Below are 19445 nucleotides of genomic sequence, written 5' to 3'. Positions count from 1 at the left end.
GCTAAACTAGCGCCACTTTCATTTATACAAAGCAACAGTATGGCACGCATTTTTTATTCACTCGCATTAATTATTATTAGCCCACTGATTGTATTTTACTTATATGTACTAAGAGGTAAAAAAAACGCAGGATATCGCGCTCACTTTAAGGAACGTTTTGGCTTCATAAGCCGCGCTTTATTTTCAAACAACAAACCAGCTGTATTTCATTGTGCTTCTGTGGGCGAGGTGTTAGCTGCAACCCCTTTAATTAAAGCCCTACAACATGAACAACCGCAGTTAAATATTTTAATTACCTGCAATACTCCAACAGGACGAGAGCAAGTTAGCGCACAATTTAAAAACAGCGTTGCTGTTAGTTATTTACCCATTGATTTTCCAATGGCCACCACTCGCTTTTTAAAACGAGTAAAACCGCAATTACTCTGTATTTTAGAAACTGAACTATGGCCGAACTTAATGGCTAATGCGCACAAACAAAATATACCTGTATTGGTAGTTAATGCACGACTATCTGAAAAGTCTCAGCAAGGCTACGAAAAAGTGGCCCAGCTAACTCGCAGTATCATGCAATCAATTACCGCACTTGCAAGTCACGACAAAACCGATGCAAATCGCTTTATTGAATTAGGGCTACCTGCTGAAAAAAGCCATGTAACGGGATCAATAAAATTTGATATTACCCCAACCACTGCACAACTCGATAAAGTAGCCTCTTTAAAGCAATATTATAAAAAAGCAGAACGCTTTATATGGGTCGCAGGTTCTACACACCCTATAGAGCATGAGTTTATTTTAGTAGCCCACCAACAACTACTAGAAGCACACCCTGACGCTTTGCTGATCATTGCGCCACGTCATCCCGAACAGTTTGATAAAGTTGCAGAGCTACTGACTCACTCTAATCTTAGCTTTAGTCGTCGCAGTCAAAAAAATTATAACAATGAACAAGTTGTGTTAGCCGACACATTAGGTGAATTACAATATCTATATGGTGCCGCTAATATTAGCTTTATCGGTGGCAGCTTAATTCGTCGTGGTGGCCATAACCCATTAGAGTCGGCAGCTTTTTCAGTGGGTATACTTACCGGCCCTCATACCTACAACTTTGACCATGTTTACCCTGAACTGATTAAACTCAAAGGCGCCCATGTGGTTGAAAATACTGACGAACTGGCGCTTGCATTGCTTCGCTTAATTAAAAACACCAAAGCGTGTGATATTCTTGGCAGTAAAGCAGCTCAGTGTGTTGCTAAAAACCAAGGCGCTATTGCCAAAACGCTTGCCATTATAACTCCTTATTTAGAGCCAAAATCGTGACCAACTTAGCTATATCTCAAACCCGTGAATGGGTAAGCGCTGTGATTGTAAAATACAATTTTTGTCCATTTGCCCGTAAAGAAGTTGAAAATAACTGCATTCACTACACCATTAGTAACACCTCAAAAATTGATGATGCTGTTATGGATATGCTTGAACAATGTACCCAGCTTGACCGTGATCCTCAGCGTGAAACAACTTTGTTAATATTTGATAATGGCTTTACTGATTTTGAAGATTTTTTAGACCTTGTTGACTTAGCCAATGCGCTATTAGTTGCACAAGGTTTTGAGGGGAAGTACCAAATTGCAAACTTTCATCCTGACTATGTTTTTGCTGATAGTGATGAAGATGACGCTGCAAATTATACTAATCGCTCGCCTTTTCCTACTTTACACTTAATACGTGAGGCAAGTATGAGCGCGGCACTAGATGAATACAACGAGCCGGAGTCAATTCCTGAACACAATATCAACTTAGCTCGCCGTAAAGGAGTTCACTTTTGGCAGCAGCTACTTGAAAATTGCAAAAAACCGAGCGCATAAGCTCGGTTTTTGGTTTTTAATAATGCGCAGAGTTATTTTTTAACCCACTCACCATTAACTTCAACGAAATGCCCTGCTTGGGTTTTTTCAATGGTTTTTGCCGCCGCTAGTGCTTCTACTTGAGCAAGTGACAAGTTGTTCTTTTTCGCAAGTTTTAAATATTGTGCTTTGCGCTTTGCGTTAATTTCATCAACAACCGCTTTAGCCTCTGCATTTTGTACAACCAAACCTAAATAACCTGAGCTATCTTCACCCACAAGCCCTTGGTTTTTAGCATCATCTAAACTGATTGCCCAAGCAGAAAATGACAATAAAGCGGCACTTAAAAGTGTGATCACGTTTAACTTTTTATTTTTTAATAAACTCATAATTGCTCCTTAGAATAACTCACTGTCATCGCTAAATAAGTCATCTAGCTCTTTATCAACTTTTACGCGAATTTCATGATCAACCTTCACATTTAAATTAATGGTGATAGGCTCTTTCGCTGCCACTTCAACGCGGTGCGTACATGCACTAAGCAACCCCAGTGCTGTAAGTATTATCAGCCATTTAGTCATTTTTAGTTCCTTTTGTTGAATACTCTTGTTCAACTTTTTGAGTAATTTCATCACTTAAGCGCAATGCTCTTAAGAGTGTAAAAACATTTTCTTCATGGTTGTAATTAAAGTTAACTTGCTGCGCCTGTTCCTTATTGTATCCCTTTAAGTTTACACCTAAATAAAGCCAACCGTCAGGCTTTAAGTCAACACTACTGTTTAAGCTCTGAATGTCTAAATCTTCCAACAAGCTTAAAATCGGGTCCAGTTCTTGTTGCTGAGCTTTAACTGCATCAAAAGCTGCATTGTCAGTAATAACTAGTTTACCTGTTCCTTGGTTAGATAATTCACCAGATTTTACCGAAATACCTTGTTGATCAAAGTAAACGGGTAAGCGGCCATTCACTCGACCAGTTAGTGTAATGCCTGATTTATCATCTAAGGTAATAAGTTTACTCGCATCAATATTTTCAAATGTGACCAAAGACTGCTGCGCTTTTTCCGTCACTTTGTAGCTATCCAAAGCAAAACGACCACCAAGTACATCAGCAGTTATTTTTTCAGCGCGAGCAATAGAGTTCTCAACACTAAAATTACCGACAATGTTACTCACAACAGCACCTGCTCGTAACTCATTTAATTCAAATGTAGTAGGAGCCACATTAAGCTGCCCTGAATCATAAGAACCCGTTAAGCGACTGCTAAAATGCTTAGCTAAATAATCGTTGTATAAGCCACTTACCTGTTCGACTTGAAATGCAAAATCAGCCTGCTGTAAATTAACATCTCCGCGAACAACCCCATTAAAGCTACCATCGGTCAGCGTGGCTAATGGTTCAAACTGCTGTAAAACAGGGTTAAATTTAGTCACAGCTTGATCTGCAACTGTTATCTCAAATGGATGTTCCACAGCAGATATGTGGTGACTGGCTACCAACTCAATACCATCAATAAATACATGATGTGAGGCTTGAAGCGCCCGACTTTGCAGGCCTTTAGAGCTTATGCGAATATTACTTAGGTTTAAAAAGTCACTGTTAAGTTGGGTAAGTTTAGTTTCACTGTTTAAATCGACAAATAATTCGCCAACAGCCAAACTAGAAGATGCTGATAATTGATTATTTACACCACGCACTTGGTATTGCTCATAAGCCACTGAGCGTAAATGGCTATCCAAGCTTGCGTTGATATTTTGTTTATCGTCAATCTCAGTCGTAAACTGTGCCTTGTAGCCCTTTACTGTTAATTTATCAAAACTAAGCTCAGCAAAAGCAATCTCGCTGGTTATTTTCGCATTTTTTTTATGTTGTAAAACATCCGCTATTTTAAATTGACCTGTGCTTGCTACCTTTTTAGCTGATACAGGTAAAAAACCAGGCAGCTCATCGACGTTTAATTGGTAGTTGCCATTCACAGCCAAGTTATTTAAAGCTGCATCTATTTCTATATGCTCAATACCTTCGCTGATAAACAATAACTTAATATTGCCTTTGGCATACTCTAACGGCTGCTGAACATTAATTGCTAGGTTTTTCAGGCTCAGCTTCGTTTCACTATTTTTAGTGTTTAATAGCATTGACGGTATAACAAGTTGTCCGTTTTCAAACTTTACCGTATCACTGAGCATCAATTGCCATTTTAACGGCAGCTGCTTGGCTACAAATTCACGCTGTGATTGATTGCTTATAAGCGTCAAACAATCACTATCAAACGTTACCAAGCTGGTTAATTGCTGTGTATTTAACAAGGCTTTTTTATCGTTAAAGTGATAGTAAATATTCATATCACCAAAAGCCTTTAGCGTTACTGGGCATTTACTAAATTGCTGTGTAAACTCAGCATCTATGTTTGATTTTATATCAACGGATAACCCATCAAAGGTGAACTCATGCCCACTGTTTAATGAAAGCGCGGGTATCGGCTTTATCTTTGTTAGTAATCCATCAGCTAACTTAAAGTGACCAGTAATTTTATGATTGCTGACTGTTACCTCTGCGATTGCATCACCTGAAATCACAAATGTATTTAGCTTCTCTTCACCAATGCTAACTACCAGTTCATCATGAAGTTGTGGGTGGGTAATTAACAATCTTTTGATATCAATTTTCGGCCGCTCTTTGGGTAAACTAAGTGCCAGCTTTTTGAAGGAATTATTACTTGCTGAGACACTCTCGCTATCATTTAAACGAAGATTAGCGCGGCCAACAGTTATTTTTTTTGTATCAGCCACAATGCTACCAAGCTCAATTTGATGGCCTTGGTAAGTCAAACATAACCGGTTTACGTTTAAGCTAATATTTGCATTTAGTGACCAATCTAAACAATGTAATTCAACGCCAGATTGGCTCAAAGATGGCGCTATAGCCCATTGAGTTATAGGCATACGAAATACATAACCCAGTGTTAGAACACTCAGAAATAAAAACACGATTCCCCATGCGATGCGTTTGATCATACTATCCTTAATTTGAACCTTGAACCTTGAACCTTGAACCTTGAACCTTGAACAGTCTAAACAAAAAAGGCTGCACAAGGCAGCCTTTTTATCTTACATCTAGATCATGAATCTAGCGTGTATATTAACCTACATTTTTACGCGCATTTCTAAACATACGCATCCATGGGCTATCCTCAACCCACTCATCTGGGTGCCAAGAGTTAGCAACCGCACGGAATACACGTTCAGGGTGTGGCATCATTACAGTTGCACGACCATCTGTTGATGTAATACCCGTGATCCCCTCAGGTGAACCATTCGGGTTTGCTGGGTACTGTGTTGTTGGATTACCGTAGTTATCAACAAACTTAACCGCTACGGTGCCGCTTGCAAGTGCAGCCTTAGTTGCCGCATCGTTTGCAAATTCTGCATGACCTTCACCATGAGAAACTGCAATTGGCATATGTGAACCTGCCATCCCATTAAAGAACACCGATGGGTTTTCTTGAATTTCAACCAGACTAAAGCGTGCTTCAAAACGCTCTGACTTATTAGTTACAAAGCGCGGCCAATGTTCAGTACCTGGAATCAACTCTTTTAATGTTGATAGCATCTGACAACCGTTACATACACCTAAGCTAAAGGTATCTTCACGATGGAAGAAGCTTTGGAACTGATCGCGTGCCATATCGTTAAACAATATTGACTTAGCCCAGCCTTCACCAGCGCCTAATACGTCACCGTAAGAGAAGCCACCACACGCCACTAAACCTTTAAACTGTTCAAGCGTTAAACGACCTTCTAAAATATCACTCATGTGAACATCTACCGCAGCAAAACCAGCACGGTTAAACGCAGCAGCCATTTCTAGGTGCGAGTTAACGCCTTGCTCACGTAAAATAGCCATTTGTGGCTTAGCACCTGTCGCAATGTACGGTGCAGCTATATCTTCGTTTAAGTCAAAGTTAAGTTTAACGTTTAAGCCTGGGTCTTTTGCATCAAATTTAGCGTCAAATTCTTGCTTAGCACACTCAGGGTTATCACGACGCGCTTGCATCTGATAGGTTGTTTCGGCCCAAATTGTACGAAGCTCAGTACGCGTATGATTAAGTACTGTTTGCTCACCACGATTAAATACAATGTTATCGTCATTATTAAGCGAGCCAATCACATGGCTAATTGCGGCAACACCATGCTGCTCAAATACAGAATTTACAGCATCTAAATCACTGTTTGCTACTTGAATTACAGCACCTAACTCTTCGTTATAAAGCGCTTCAATATCCGAGCCAGTCAAAGTCGCTAAATCTACGGTTACACCGGTATGTCCGGTAAACGCCATTTCAGCAATAGTAGTAAACAAGCCACCGTCTGAACGGTCGTGATACGCAAGTAACTTGCTATCAGCCACTAGCGCCTGCATAGCATTATAAAAGCCTTTTAGTAACTCAGGGCTGTCTACATCAGGAGTAACATCACCAAGCTGCTTATAAACTTGTGCAAGGCTTGATGCGCCCATACGGTTTTTACCCGCACCTAAATCAACTAAAATAAGCGAAGTGTCGCCCTTATCAGTGCGCAGCTGTGGAGTCACCGTTTTACGTACATCGTCAACACGGCCAAAGGCTGTAATAATCAGTGATAAAGGCGATGTTACTGATTGCTCAGTTGTATCATCTTCATTTTTCCATGTCGTTTTCATCGACATCGAGTCTTTACCTACTGGGATTGTTAACCCAAGTGCTGGACATAACTCTTCACCAACAGCTTTTACCGCTTCATATAAACCTGCGTCTTCACCAGGGTGACCTGCAGCCGCCATCCAGTTAGCAGATAGCTTAATGTTCTCAAGACTACCAATATTAGTACCAGCAATATTTGTAAGAGACTCGGCCACAGCCAAACGTGCAGAAGCGCCATAATTAAGTAATGCCGCTGGAGTACGTTCACCTAATGACATAGCTTCACCGTGGTAGGTATCGTAAGTTGCTGCGGTAACTGCACAGTTAGCCACAGGCACTTGCCATGGGCCTACCATTTGATCGCGCGCTACTAAACCAGTTACAGAGCGATCGCCAATAGTAATCAGGAAGGTTTTTTCTGCAATGGTTGGTAAACGTAATAAACGCTGCGCTGCATCCGCAGGATTAATTGCCTCTACATTTAATGCAGTACCGACTACTTGTTGCGACGTAACATCACGATGCATTTTAGGTGCTTTACCTAGTAATACATCCAATGGTAAATCTACAGGGCTGTTATCAAAATGACTATCTGCAACCGTTAAATGACGCTCTTCTGTTGCTTCACCAATAACTGCATATTGTGCGCGCTCACGCTTACAAATTGCTTCAAAGCGTGCAAAGTCTTCAACGCCCACAGCAAGCACATATCGCTCTTGCGATTCATTACACCAAATTTCGTGTGGTGCCATGCCCGGCTCATCATTAGGGATGTCACGCAGTTGGAATTTACCACCACGGCCACCATCATCTACAAGCTCAGGGAATGCATTTGATAAACCACCAGCGCCCACATCATGTATAAACGCAATAGGATTTGCATCACCTAGCTGCCAACATTTGTCGATTACTTCTTGACAACGACGTTCCATTTCTGGGTTTTCACGTTGAACAGAAGCAAAATCTAAATCTTCGTTTGATTGACCCGATGCCATGCTAGATGCAGCACCACCGCCTAAACCAATGTTCATTGCAGGGCCGCCAAGCGCAATCAGTTTTGCGCCTACTGGAATATCGCCTTTTTGAACATGATCAGCACGAATATTACCTAAACCACCGGCAAGCATAATTGGCTTGTGGTAACCACGTACCTCTTCACCATTGTGACTCGTTACTTTTTCTTCGTATGTACGGAAATAACCTAAAAGATTAGGACGGCCAAACTCATTATTAAACGCAGCACCACCTAATGGGCCTTCAGTCATAATATCAAGGGCATTCACTATGCGCCCAGGCTTACCAAAATCACTTTCCCAAGGTTGTTCAAAACCAGGAATACGTAAGTTAGATACAGTAAAGCCCACTAAGCCGGCTTTTGGTTTTGAACCACGGCCAGTTGCACCTTCATCGCGAATCTCACCGCCCGACCCTGTTGCCGCACCAGAAAAGGGCGCAATTGCCGTTGGGTGGTTATGGGTTTCAACCTTCATTAATATTTCAATGTCTTCTTGATGATACGCATATTCACCTTGCGCATTCGGGAAGAAGCGACCCGCCTTTGAGCCTTTCATTACGGCTGCGTTATCTTTATAAGCAGACAGTACATTTTCAGGGTTATGCTCAAAGGTATTTTTAATCATTTTAAACAGCGACTTTGGCTGTTCAATACCATCGATAGTCCAATCAGCATTAAATATTTTATGACGACAATGCTCTGAGTTTGCTTGTGCAAACATGAATAATTCGATGTCGTTAGGATTGCGCCCTAACTTGATGAAGTTTTCCACTAAGTAGTCAATTTCATCATCAGCAAGTGCAAACCCTTGCTCTATATTGGCTACGGCTAATGCTTCGCGGCCGCCACCTAAAATATCAACTGATGACATTTGGCGAGGTGCATCACTGCGAAATAACTGCGCTGCATCTTCTAATTTACTATGAGTAGCTTCAGTCATACGGTCATGAAGAAGCGCAATAACGTGTGTAAGCTGCTCTGTACTTAAATCACCTTCAACATAGTAAGCAATACCACGTTCAACCCTGTGAACTTGTTTAAGCCCACAGTTATGAGCGATATCAGTCGCTTTTGAAGCCCATGGCGAAATAGTACCAGGTCGAGGCGTTACTAATACCAACTGACCCGCTGGCGTATGCTCAGCAATTGTTGGTCCATAGGTTAATAACTTTTCAAGTTTGGTTTGCTCATCAGTGTCTAATGGCGATGTTAAATCGGCAAAGTGAGCGTATTCGGCATATACATTGGTGACAGGAAGTTGCGATTGTTGGCAACGCGCTAAAATTTTATTAACTCTGAACTCTGAAAGTGCTGGTGCACCACGAAGGATCAACATAAGTAATTTCACCCGGGGTTAGGGATTGAACGATATTTTAGGCGCGTATTATAGTCCAAATTACTCCCAGATTTAACTCAAAAATGCGCTTTTCATTAAATTAACTTTTTCTTTTTGTTTACACCTATTTTTTACTTACTGCGATTAAACGGTAAGTGACGTAATCAGTAAGTTTTGTTATAACAGGAGATACGATGCTAAAGAGGCGAATATGTTGAAGATAAAGCTAATAACAATTATTACGTTAGTCATCCTTTTGTGTGCCTGTAATACACAAGAGCAGTCAACACAGCTTGCCCAAATTAAATCAGAAAATAAAATTCGTGTGGGTACACTCGCCAGCGCAAGTAATTACTATCAAGCTGTTCAAGGTGAACAAGGGTTTGAATTTGAACTGTCTCAAGCATTCGCCGATTACCTTGGGGTAGAGCTTGAAATTGTGCCCTTTTTTAATTTATCCGATATGTTTGCGCGCTTAGATAGTGGCGATCTCGATTTAATTGCCTCTGGACTTACTTTTAACAAGGCGCGCGCCAAACGTTACCGCTATGGCCCAACTTACAGAACAATTAGTCAAAAATTAGTATTTAAACAAGGCCGTGAACGCCCTAGAGATTTTGATGATTTAACTGGTAACTTCACTGTTATTGCTAAAAGTAGTCACTCGCTCACATTAGAAGAAATACAACAAACCAACCCAGATTTAACTTGGAATGAAACCGAAGAATTTGATGAGGAAGAGTTATTACAAGCCGTTATTGATGGTGAAATAGATTACACCTTGGCAGATTCTCATACATTAGCGTTGTTTAGGCGCTATCACCCTAACTTGAGTATTGGCTTTTCAGTTACCCGTAATGATTCAATTGCATGGATACTCAAAAAGTCGAATGATGACTCTTTGTACGCATTACTAGTTCCTTTTTTCGGTGAAGCAAAACAAAATAATCAACTTTATGTGCTTGAAGAGAAGTATTTTGGCCATGTCCGTCAGTTTAATTACGTTAATACCTTAGCCTATATAGATGCAATAAAAGAAACACTGCCTAAATATCAGCCTTGGTTTATACAATATGCGGGTAGCCTTGATTGGCGCTTACTTGCTGCATTGAGTTATCAAGAGTCGATGTGGAACCCACGAGCTAAATCGCCAACAGGGGTGCGCGGCATTATGATGCTAACAAGGCGCACAGCAAAACAAGTCGGTGTTACTAATCGCTTGGAGCCAGAACAAAACATACGTGGCGGTGCTCAATACTTAGCTAAATTAATCAAACGTATACCAGATAGAATCCCGCAGCCTGATCGTACTTGGCTCGCACTTGCCGCTTATAATGTTGGTTGGGGCCACGTCAATGATGCCCGCATAATTACCGAACAACAAGGAGCTAGCCCTGATAAATGGGCTGATGTTAAAAAGCGCTTACCATTACTAGTAAAAAAACGTCACTACCGTAATACCCGCTATGGCTATGCTCGCGGTGATGTTGCAGTGACTTATGTTGATAATATTCGTCGCTATTACGATGCGCTAGTTTGGCTTGATGAAAATAATGCAATGGCAACTACACCGCCAACAACCGAAAAAGAAACTAAAGATCAAAGCATTAAACCAAATGATGCAAATCAACGTATCACTGGTGAAGCAGAAAAAGAAAAATAAATGCATTCTGAAAATTTCGCGCTATATTAGCTACATGTCAGAAAAGCAAATAGTTGTTTACTTGCAATCAATTATTCAATAATCTGGCTCAATTGTATTAAAATTTGTGTCATCACCAAGCACGTAAGGACAAGTCATGCTTAAACGTAGACGTACACATCAACTTAAACGTTGTATAAAGCACTCAACTGCGACTCGCCGTCGAGTGATGTTAAGAAATTTGCATAAAAAGGTTATCTGGCGTCGCCGCATGTTCGCTATGCAGCAAATGGCTGAGCTAGACGCCTTAATAGCAGCTGCAGACTAATCTCTGTTAAGGTTGCGAGCGGCTAGCTTTGCTGCTTTTATTTGTGATCGGCGACGCTTAAAAAAACTAGAAATAGTCTCTGCACATTGTGTCTCTAAAACCCCACCCGTTATTTCTACCTGATGGTTTAAACGAGGTTCTTGCAACAAGTTCATAATTGAACCAGCAGAACCCGTTTTAGCATCGGCAGCACCAAATACTAAGCGTTTAATTCGGCTGTGCACCAATAAACCTGCACACATAGAGCACGGCTCTAACGTAACATACAAAGTGCAATCAATTAAGCGATAGTTATTAAGCACTTTGCCGGCTTCTCTTACCGCTATCATCTCAGCATGAGCCGACGGATCATTATCGGTAATTGAGCGATTATAACCCGCGCTTATAAGCTGATTATTTTTGACAATAATGGCGCCTACAGGTATCTCATCGAGTTGCTCTGCTTGTTTTGCATACACAAGGGCTTGTTCCATCCAATATTGGTCGTCAAATGGCTCTGTCATGATTATTACTTAACTATTTTTTATGCCGTAATTATACCAACTTAGCGTAAAAAAATGCGTAATTGATCACTTTATTGCAAAAATAAAACAAATTTAAGTGGTTTACCATGGCCCATAAGGCGGGATTTACGCTATAATCTCTCGCTTTTTTTATTTAGCTCACAACACGGGTAGCAAATGAAATTTCCTGGACGCCGCAGGCATAAACATTATTTCCCAGTGGAAGCCAAAGATCCACTGACCAATCAACTTAACGCCACAGAACGATTACACCGCAGCTATGTTACGGGGATCGATCAAATCGTTGTTGATATAGAAGCTAAGGTTGACCAAGCTTTTCTCGATGAATTTCAATTGCGCCGAGGGATGTCGCAAGTTATAGATAATGACATCACTAATGCTTTATACGATCGCTTAAAACTAAACGATATGGTCGATTACGAATTCGCAGGAGGAACCGTTGGCAACACAATGCACAACTATTCCGTACTTGCTGATGATCGTTCGGTACTATTAGGCGTAATGAGCGAAAATATAAAAATAGGCAGTTATGCTTATAGATTTTTATGTAATAACTCAAGTCGTGTAGATTTAGACTACTTACAACCAGTCGATGGTCCTATTGGCCGTTGCTTTACCTTGATTGATGAAACAGGTGAGCGCACGTTTGCTATTAGTGCTGGCCTGATGAATTACCTAAAGCCAGAGTCAATTGATAAAGAGCTAATAGAAGGCTCATCAGCATTAGTCATCAGTGCTTATTTAATGCGTACTCAAGGTGATGAAACCATGACCGAAGCGACTATGCAAGCAATCAAGTATGCTAACGATGCAAATGTACCCGTGGTATTAACACTGGGGACTAAGTTTCTTATCGAGCAGGACCCGACATGGTGGGCTAACTTTGTAGAAAAGCATGTTGATATACTTGCTATGAACGAAGAAGAAGGCCAAGCAATTACTGGATATGAAGATCCACTTCTTGCTGCTGACAAAGCATTAGATTGGGTTGACTTAGTTATTTGTACAGCCGGTGAAAAAGGCTTATTTATGGCTGGTTTTGTTGACGACAGCTGCAAACGTGAAACAGAGTATCCATTATTACCGGGTGCCATACCAGATTTTAATCGTTATGAATTTTCACGTGCAATGCGTAAAGTTGACTGTGAAAACCCTATAAAGGCATATAGCCATACAGCGCCGTTTATGGGCGGGCCTGACTCGATTAAAAATACCAATGGTGCCGGTGACTGTGCTTTAGCCGCGGTTTTACATGACTTATCAGCGAATGTTTATCATAAGTTGAATGTTGCTAATTCAGCAAAGCATCAGCAACAAGCCATTACCTACTCTTCGCTCGCACAAATTAGCAAATATGCTAACCGTGCAAGCTTTGAAGTACTTGTACAGCACTCTCCTCGCTTATCTCGTGGTTTGCCTGAGCGCGAAGATTGTTTAGAACAAGTGTATTGGGATCAATAAGATCCCATTACGCTAAACAAAGCTAAAATATAGATATATCAAGCTTTTTAGATAGCAGCTCTAATGCTGCTATTCCCGCCACTGAGTTACCAAAAGAGTTTAATCCTGGTGAATAGACTGCCACTGTAAATCTATTCGGTAACACCGCTAATATTGTACCAGAAACACCCGATTTACCAGGCATGCCTACACGATAACCAAAGTCACCTGCTGCGTCATATAACCCACTGGTAAATAACAACGAATTTAATTGCTTGTTTTGACGACTAGAAAGTACTCGTTTGTTTGAGCTGTAATCCATCCCTTTATTGGCTAAAAAATTGTACGCCTTAGCAAGTTCAATACAATTAAGTTCTATGGCACAAAAATTAAAATACGACCAAAGGACATCATCTACTTCATTTTCAAAGTTACCGAATGATTTCATTAAATGTGCCATTGCCGCATTTCTATGCCGAAACTCATATTCTGAGTTAGCCACTTGCTTATCAATTACAATACTTCGATTACCTGATAAATCGCGAAATGTTTCAAGCATAGAGTGCATTGGAGCTGATAAACGACTATACAAAGCATCACAGGTAACAATCGCTCCCGCATTAATAAATGGGTTACGTGGAATCCCTTTTTCAAACTCAAGCTGTGTCAGAGAGTTAAACGCTGTACCTGAAGGCTCTTTGCCAACTCTATTCCATAATTCATCGCCATAGCGTTGCAAAGCTAATGTCAGAGTCATTACTTTAGATACAGATTGAATTGTGAAACGTTGCTCACAATCACCGGCGCAGAAAATTTCTCCTTCCGTAGTATAAATAGCAATAGAGAACTGCTCAGGAGAAACCTCTGCCAATGCCGGTATATAATCGGCAACTTTACCCTGCGTTAGTAAAGGCTTAACCTCTTGAGTTATCTCATTTAACACTCGTTGGTAATCACTCGTTGGCAATCGACACCTCAATAATACGAAATCTAAAACTAAATTTTAACACGTCAGATCCATAACCGCATGGTAATGTTGAGCAAATAGGGGATTCGCTGATATCAATGAAAATATTTCACTACAAACTTCGAAACTATTACAGCATAAGTAAACCATAGTAAGGGCTTTAAGTTCCTACTTTTTTTACTTTAATCTGATGCCTTTAATTAGAGTCGGTGCGCTACTTCGTAGCGACAGCGCAGTAGAATGTCGCAGTGCCCACAGCGGTAAAAAGTCACATAGCAAATGCGATGCTATCATTGTGTCGGGGCGGCCTTCCGCGGGGCTCGCCTTCGAGCTGTTTTTTTTTGGCTACTGAGTTTGGCATGGGCTCTTAGATATTTACTAAACCCCAAACAGCAAAAAACCCGTTACATTGCTGTAACGGGTTTCTTTAATTGAATTCTGGTAATGTCATGGTACCCACAGCGGTAGAAAGTCACATAACAAATGCCACACTATCATTGTGTCGGGGCGGCCTTCCGCGGGGCTCGCCTTCGAGCTGTTTTGTTTGACTACTGAGTTTGGCATGGGTTCTTGGCTATTTACTAAACCCCAGATAGCAAAAAACCCGTTACATTGCTGTAACGGGTTTCTTTAATTGGATCCTGGTAATGTCCTACTTTCACATAACAAATGCTACACTATCATCGGCGCTGTTTCGTTTCACTACTGAGTTCGGCATGGGGTCAGGTGGGTCCAAAACGCTATTGTCACCAAGCAAATTTGGGTGTCAGTCCGTATCGCTACGCACTAACTAAAATTTGGAATTCTGATAATAAAAGTTTTCAGTAATCTACTTTAGTCTATTAACTTCTTCGCTTGTTTCACTATCACATAAAACGCGTTTGGCGTTGTATGGTTAAGCCTCACGGGTAATTAGTACAAGTTAGCTTAATGGCTCACACCACTTCCACATCTTGCCTATCAACGTTGTAGTCTTCAACGGCCCTTCAGAGACTTTAAAAGTCTAGTGAGAACTCATCTCGAGGCCTGCTTCGCGCTTAGATGCTTTCAGCGCTTATCAGTTCCGAACGTAGCTACCGGGCAATGCCATTGGCATGACAACCCGAACACCAGCGGTTCGTTCACTCCGGTCCTCTCGTACTAGGAGCAACCCCTCTCAATTCTCAAACGCCCACGGCAGATAGGGACCGAACTGTCTCACGACGTTCTAAACCCAGCTCGCGTACCACTTTAAATGGCGAACAGCCATACCCTTGGGACCGACTTCAGCCCCAGGATGTGATGAGCCGACATCGAGGTGCCAAACACCGCCGTCGATATGAACTCTTGGGCGGTATCAGCCTGTTATCCCCGGAGTACCTTTTATCCGTTGAGCGATGGCCCTTCCATTCAGAACCACCGGATCACTATGACCTACTTTCGTACCTGCTCGACGTGTCTGTCTCGCAGTTAAGCTGGCTTCTACCATTACACTAACCGTACGATGTCCGACCGTACTTAGCCAACCTTCGTGCTCCTCCGTTACTCTTTGGGAGGAGACCGCCCCAGTCAAACTACCCACCAGGCACTGTCCGTAACCCCGATTCAGGGGCCAACGTTAGAACATCAAAACTACAAGGGTGGTATTTCAAGGACGACTCCACAAAAACTAGCGTCTCTGCTTCAAAGTCTCCCACCTATCCTACACATGTAGGTTCAATGTTCAGTGCCAAGCTGTAGTAAAGGTTCACGGGGTCTTTCCGTCTAGCCGCGGGTACACAGCATCTTCACTGCGATTTCAATTTCACTGAGTCTCGGGTGGAGACAGCGTGGCCATGGTTACACCATTCGTGCAGGTCGGAACTTACCCGACAAGGAATTTCGCTACCTTAGGACCGTTATAGTTACGGCCGCCGTTTACCGGGGCTTCGATCAAGAGCTTCTCCGAAGATAACCCCATCAATTAACCTTCCGGCACCGGGCAGGTGTCACACCGTATACGTCATCTTGCGATTTTGCACAGTGCTGTGTTTTTAATAAACAGTCCCAGCCACCTGGTCACTGCGGCTCCAATCAGCTTAGAGAGCAAGTCTCATCACCAATCGGAGCGTACCTTCTCCCGAAGTTACGGTACGATTTTGCCTAGTTCCTTCACCCGAGTTCTCTCAAGCGCCTTAGTATTCTCTACCTGACCACCTGTGTCGGTTTGGGGTACGATTCGGTATAATCTGAAGCTTAGAGGCTTTTCCTGGAAGTATGGCATCAGCAACTTCATCACCGTAGTGACTCGTCTCGTGTCTCAGCCTAACAGCAACCCGGATTTACCTAAGTCACTAGCCTACACACTTTCACATGGACTACCATCGCCATGCTTGCTTAGCCTGCTCCGTCCCCCCATCGCAATTATACCAAGTACGGAAATATTAATCCGTTTCCCATCGACTACGCCTTTCGGCCTCGCCTTAGGGGTCGACTTACCCTACCCTGATTAACATGGGATAGGAACCCTTGGTCTTCCGGCGTGCGGGTTTTTCACCCGCATTATCGTTACTCATGTCAGCATTCGCACTTCTGATACGTCCAGCATACCTCCCGGTACACCTTCAACCGCTTACAGAACGCTCCCCTACCACTCAGAATAAATTCTGAATCCGCAGCTTCGGTGCATAGTTTAGCCCCGTTACATCTTCCGCGCAGACCGACTCGACCAGTGAGCTATTACGCTTTCTTTAAAGGATGGCTGCTTCTAAGCCAACCTCCTGGCTGTCTGGGCCTTTCCACATCGTTTCCCACTTAACTATGACTTTGGGACCTTAGCTGGCGGTCTGGGTTGTTTCCCTCTTCACGACGGACGTTAGCACCCGCCGTGTGTCTCCCGGATATTACTTTACGGTATTCGGAGTTTGCAAAGGGTTGGTAAGTCGGGATGACCCCCTAGCCTTAACAGTGCTCTACCCCCGTAAGTATTCGTCCGAGGCTCTACCTAAATAGATTTCGGGGAGAACCAGCTATCTCCCGGTTTGATTAGCCTTTCACTCCTAACCACAGGTCATCCCCTAACTTTTCAACGTTAGTGGGTTCGGTCCTCCAATTGATGTTACTCAATCTTCAACCTGCCCATGGCTAGATCACCGGGTTTCGGGTCTATACCTTGCAACTATTCGCCCAGTTAAGACTCGGTTTCCCTACGGCTACCCTAATCGGTTAACCTCGCTACAAAATATAAGTCGCTGACCCATTATACAAAAGGTACGCAGTCACCCTCGAGGGGCTCCTACTGCTTGTACGTACACGGTTTCAGGTTCTATTTCACTCCCCTCACAGGGGTTCTTTTCGCCTTTCCCTCACGGTACTGGTTCACTATCGGTCAGTTGGGAGTATTTAGCCTTAGATGATGGTCCACCTATATTCAGTCAAAGTTTCACGTGCTCCGACCTACTCGATTTCACTTAAAATGCGTTTTCATGTACGGGACTATCACCCTGTATCGTGGCACTTTCCAGAGCCTTCCATTAACACATAATAAGCTTAAGGGCTGTTCCGATTTCGCTCGCCGCTACTATCGGAATCTCGGTTGATTTCTTTTCCTACGGGTACTTAGATGTTTCAGTTCTCCGCGTTCGCCTCGTTAACCTATGTATTCAGTTAACGATACCTGCAAGCAGGTGGGTTTCCCCATTCGGAAATCCTAGTCTCAAGTGCTTTTTACTAGCTTGACTAGGCTTATCGCAAGTTAATACGTCCTTCATCGCCTCCAACTGCCAAGGCATCCACCGTGTACGCTTAGTCACTTAACCATACAACCCAAACGGGTCTTTGTTTTGTGACAGTTTAACTTCGCCAGAAGTTAATATTGAATACTAAAGTAGATACCAATTAATCCGAGGATTAAATGGCACTGAATGATACTGCTATCATTCTTTTTTACTTTTGAAAACTCTGTACAAATACAATGTATTCATACGAATTTTATTATCAGCTTTTCCAAATTTTTAAAGAGCATATTAATTAGTAAACTCAAAGAGCAAACTAACTAACAATCATCTGTGTGGACACTACGAACAAATAAGTTCTAAATCGTATAAGGAGGTGATCCAGCCCCAGGTTCCCCTAGGGCTACCTTGTTACGACTTCACCCCAGTCATGAATCACTCCGTGGTAAACGTCCTCCCGAGGGTTAGACTATCTACTTCTGGAGCAACCCACTCCCATGGTGTGACGGGCGGTGTGTACAAGGCCCGGGAACGTATTCACCGCGTCATTCTGATACGCGATTACTAGCGATTCCGACTTCATGGAGTCGAGTTGCAGACTCCAATCCGGACTACGACGCACTTTAAGTGATTCGCTTACTCTCGCGAGTTCGCAGCACTCTGTATGCGCCATTGTAGCACGTGTGTAGCCCTACACGTAAGGGCCATGATGACTTGACGTCGTCCCCACCTTCCTCCGGTTTATCACCGGCAGTCTCCTTAGAGTTCTCAGCATTACCTGCTAGCAACTAAGGATAGGGGTTGCGCTCGTTGCGGGACTTAACCCAACATCTCACAACACGAGCTGACGACAGCCATGCAGCACCTGTATCAGAGTTCCCGAAGGCACCAAACCATCTCTGGTAAGTTCTCTGTATGTCAAGTGTAGGTAAGGTTCTTCGCGTTGCATCGAATTAAACCACATGCTCCACCGCTTGTGCGGGCCCCCGTCAATTCATTTGAGTTTTAACCTTGCGGCCGTACTCCCCAGGCGGTCTACTTAATGCGTTAGCTTTGAAAAACAGAACCGAGGTTCCGAGCTTCTAGTAGACATCGTTTACGGCGTGGACTACCAGGGTATCTAATCCTGTTTGCTCCCCACGCTTTCGTACATGAGCGTCAGTGTTGACCCAGGTGGCTGCCTTCGCCATCGGTATTCCTTCAGATCTCTACGCATTTCACCGCTACACCTGAAATTCTACCACCCTCTATCACACTCTAGTTTGCCAGTTCGAAATGCAGTTCCCAGGTTGAGCCCGGGGCTTTCACATCTCGCTTAACAAACCGCCTGCGTACGCTTTACGCCCAGTAATTCCGATTAACGCTCGCACCCTCCGTATTACCGCGGCTGCTGGCACGGAGTTAGCCGGTGCTTCTTCTGTCAGTAACGTCACAGCTAGCAGGTATTAACTACTAACCTTTCCTCCTGACTGAAAGTGCTTTACAACCCGAAGGCCTTCTTCACACACGCGGCATGGCTGCATCAGGCTTGCGCCCATTGTGCAATATTCCCCACTGCTGCCTCCCGTAGGAGTCTGGGCCGTGTCTCAGTCCCAGTGTGGCTGATCATCCTCTCAAACCAGCTAGGGATCGTCGCCTTGGTGAGCCATTACCTCACCAACTAGCTAATCCCACTTGGGCCAATCTAAAGGCGAGAGCCGAAGCCCCCTTTGGTCCGTAGACATTATGCGGTATTAGCAGTCGTTTCCAACTGTTGTCCCCCACCTCAAGGCATGTTCCCAAGCATTACTCACCCGTCCGCCGCTCGTCAGCAAAGTAGCAAGCTACTTTCTGTTACCGCTCGACTTGCATGTGTTAGGCCTGCCGCCAGCGTTCAATCTGAGCCATGATCAAACTCTTCAATTAAAAAGTTTTATGTCTTTCGACAGCTCAATGAATTCTGAATTTATTTAATATCTTTCGATATTGAATTGACTGT

11 protein-coding genes and 3 rRNA genes are annotated in these 19445 nt (G+C 43.0%); 5 read left to right on the top strand and 9 right to left on the bottom strand.

The window, feature by feature from the left end; translation table 11 throughout:
- Positions 1 to 39 precede the first annotated feature (39 nt).
- Complete coding sequence (waaA, locus tag FLM47_RS03780; RefSeq protein ID WP_178955273.1) at positions 40 to 1320, top strand: lipid IV(A) 3-deoxy-D-manno-octulosonic acid transferase; 1281 nt, start codon at positions 40 to 42, stop codon at positions 1318 to 1320.
- Positions 1317 to 1865, top strand: coding sequence for a DUF1415 domain-containing protein (locus FLM47_RS03775; RefSeq protein ID WP_178955271.1), 549 nt, complete (start codon positions 1317 to 1319; stop codon positions 1863 to 1865). Before waaA ends, FLM47_RS03775 begins: the two co-directional genes overlap by 4 nt.
- Before the next feature lie 32 nt (positions 1866 to 1897).
- Here FLM47_RS03775 and FLM47_RS03770 read toward each other — a convergent pair whose 3' ends face one another.
- The 4 genes from FLM47_RS03770 to purL all read right to left on the bottom strand — a co-directional run bounded on the left by FLM47_RS03770 (position 1898) and on the right by purL (position 8874).
- Positions 1898 to 2233 carry a YdbL family protein gene (locus FLM47_RS03770; protein WP_008115577.1) on the bottom strand — a complete coding sequence of 112 codons (336 nt, stop codon included), beginning with the start codon at positions 2231 to 2233 and terminating at the stop codon, positions 1898 to 1900.
- A gap of 9 nt (positions 2234 to 2242) precedes the next feature.
- The gene (locus FLM47_RS03765; RefSeq protein WP_008115575.1) at positions 2243 to 2425 is read right to left on the bottom strand and encodes a YnbE family lipoprotein; all 183 of its coding nucleotides are present in this window, start codon (positions 2423 to 2425) and stop codon (positions 2243 to 2245) included.
- A complete protein-coding gene (locus tag FLM47_RS03760; protein WP_178955269.1) occupies positions 2418 to 4859 on the bottom strand; it encodes a YdbH domain-containing protein in 2442 nt (813 codons plus the stop codon). The genes FLM47_RS03765 and FLM47_RS03760 overlap by 8 nt, the downstream gene beginning before the upstream one ends.
- A 124-nt stretch (positions 4860 to 4983) precedes the next feature.
- Complete coding sequence (gene purL / locus FLM47_RS03755) at positions 4984 to 8874, bottom strand: phosphoribosylformylglycinamidine synthase (protein WP_178955267.1); 3891 nt, start codon at positions 8872 to 8874, stop codon at positions 4984 to 4986.
- A gap of 211 nt (positions 8875 to 9085) precedes the next feature.
- On the opposite strand from purL, the gene mltF reads away from it, so the two are divergent.
- Positions 9086 to 10537: a membrane-bound lytic murein transglycosylase MltF gene (mltF, locus tag FLM47_RS03750; protein WP_138605116.1), complete on the top strand. Its 1452-nt coding sequence runs from the start codon at positions 9086 to 9088 to the stop codon at positions 10535 to 10537.
- 136 nt (positions 10538 to 10673) lie between these two features.
- On the top strand, positions 10674 to 10844 hold the full coding sequence (locus FLM47_RS03745; protein ID WP_008115566.1) for a hypothetical protein: 171 nt from the start codon (positions 10674 to 10676) through the stop codon (positions 10842 to 10844).
- Here the strand turns inward: FLM47_RS03745 and tadA are convergent.
- The gene (tadA, locus tag FLM47_RS03740) at positions 10841 to 11347 is read right to left on the bottom strand and encodes a tRNA adenosine(34) deaminase TadA (protein ID WP_138605117.1); all 507 of its coding nucleotides are present in this window, start codon (positions 11345 to 11347) and stop codon (positions 10841 to 10843) included. The two genes, FLM47_RS03745 and tadA, sit on opposite strands and share 4 nt — an antisense overlap.
- Before the next feature lie 177 nt (positions 11348 to 11524).
- Here tadA and FLM47_RS03735 point away from each other — a divergent pair, with 177 nt between their 5' ends.
- Entirely contained in the window at positions 11525 to 12829 is a 1305-nt protein-coding gene (locus FLM47_RS03735) for an inosine/guanosine kinase (RefSeq protein WP_138605119.1), read from the top strand.
- Between the two features lie 22 nt (positions 12830 to 12851).
- Here FLM47_RS03735 and glsB read toward each other — a convergent pair whose 3' ends face one another.
- From glsB to FLM47_RS03715, 4 genes are all read right to left on the bottom strand, one after another.
- The gene (gene glsB / locus FLM47_RS03730; RefSeq protein WP_138605120.1) at positions 12852 to 13775 is read right to left on the bottom strand and encodes a glutaminase B; all 924 of its coding nucleotides are present in this window, start codon (positions 13773 to 13775) and stop codon (positions 12852 to 12854) included.
- Between the two features lie 639 nt (positions 13776 to 14414).
- A 5S ribosomal RNA gene (gene rrf, locus FLM47_RS03725) occupies positions 14415 to 14529 on the bottom strand.
- Between the two features lie 137 nt (positions 14530 to 14666).
- Positions 14667 to 17551, bottom strand: a 23S ribosomal RNA gene (locus tag FLM47_RS03720).
- Between the two features lie 285 nt (positions 17552 to 17836).
- A 16S ribosomal RNA gene (locus FLM47_RS03715) occupies positions 17837 to 19372 on the bottom strand.
- Together the 16S, 23S and 5S rRNA genes form the textbook arrangement of a ribosomal RNA operon.
- Between the last annotated feature and the right edge of the window lie 73 nt (positions 19373 to 19445).

It is taken from the genome of Pseudoalteromonas sp. Scap06 (assembly GCF_013394165.1).
GTDB lineage: Bacteria > Pseudomonadota > Gammaproteobacteria > Enterobacterales > Alteromonadaceae > Pseudoalteromonas.
This window is presented reverse-complemented; position numbering and strand designations above follow the sequence as displayed.